Raw genomic sequence first — 1247 nt, 5'->3', positions numbered from 1 at the left:
GTGAGGTGGCTCCGAAAATCGGCACACATTTTTGCACAACATGATGCAAAATGAAAGACCCCAAATCGGTAAAAACTCGCAAAAGCTACGATGCTGAGTTCAAACAGGAAATGACCAGAATGCTGGCTTCCGGCAGGAGCGCCAAGGAAATCTCGGAGGCGTTTGGAATTGCCGAGAATCTTCTCTATCGTTGGAAGAGAATGGCAACAAAAAAGACAAAATCGAATAGCGAAGCAGATCGCAACGACAAAGCAGCGAAACTGGCTGCGGAAGTTGCTAAACTACGGGCTGAAAATGAACGCCTAAAAACCGACCGCGAAATCCTAAAAAAAGCCTTAGGTCTTTTGAGCCAGTCCGACTCAGGGACGTCTATGAGCTGATATACTCTCTTTCTCGGACGCACAAGACCAATTATTTATGCTCACTTTTTGAGGTTAGTCGGACGGCTTATTACCGCTATCGGCGAGGGGAAAGCCATAATGCGGACAAAAAATATAATCGGCCAAAGCATGAGGTACGGATTGAGTTTATCCGAAATTTGAAACGATATGGTAGCAGACGCATTAAGGAATCCTTGAAACAAAGGGGGATAAAAATCGGTCGCCGGAAAGTTGCTGAAATAATGCGAAAAGAGGGTTTAAGAGCCATTCAGCCGCCGAAATTTGTTCCAAGGACCACGGATAGTAAGCATGGAAAACGGGTGTGCCCTAATCTTTTATTGGGTCAGCCCAAGCCAAGCAAGCCTAATTGTGTGTGGGTTTCGGATATCACTTACATGCCTTTAAGAGGTGGTAAATGGGCATATTTATGTGTCTGGATTGATCTATTCTCACGGCAGGTGATTGGCTGGCAGTTGGATGATAATATGCAGGAAAGCCTTGTCCGGGAGCCATTGGAAAGGGCTGTCTTGAGACGAAGGGTAAAGCCGGGTATGATTGTACATTCGGATCGTGGGGGGCAATATCTGTCGCACAAGATGAAAAAAACGATTAAGACCTTTAAGTTGAATCAGAGTATGTCTCGGGCCGATGATCCCTACGACAATGCGTGGGTCGAGTCGTTCTGGAGCAGACTGAAGGCGGAGCTGAATATGCCGAAAGGTGGATATGAGAGCCTAGAAAAATTGAAGGCCGTCCTATTTGAATACATCGACGGATATTATAATACAAGAAGGCTGCATTCTTCTTTAAACTATCTGAATCCAGCTGCCTTCGAGGCTGAATACTATCGGCAAACTGGATGAGAAT

Annotated in this window: 2 protein-coding genes; both read left to right on the top strand. The window is 45.6% G+C overall.

Translation table 11 applies throughout. From position 1 onward, the window contains the following. The first annotated feature begins 50 nt into the window (after positions 1-50). On the top strand, positions 51-380 hold the full coding sequence (locus BP71_RS37850) for a transposase (protein ID WP_496387115.1): 330 nt from the start codon (positions 51-53) through the stop codon (positions 378-380). After that, complete coding sequence (locus BP71_RS37845; protein WP_496387117.1) at positions 377-1243, top strand: IS3 family transposase; 867 nt, start codon at positions 377-379, stop codon at positions 1241-1243. Before BP71_RS37850 ends, BP71_RS37845 begins: the two co-directional genes overlap by 4 nt. The last annotated feature ends 4 nt before the right edge of the window (positions 1244-1247 follow it).

This window comes from Dyadobacter ginsengisoli DSM 21015 (genome assembly GCF_059568735.1).
Note: the sequence above shows the minus strand (reverse complement) of the source record. Positions and strands in the feature narration are given on the sequence as shown.

What these genes read in the sequence shown, in the direction of transcription:
- BP71_RS37850 (WP_496387115.1), top strand. Translation starts at nt 51, where the DNA reads ATGAAAGACCCCAAATCGGTAAAAACTCGCAAAAGCTACGATGCTGAG.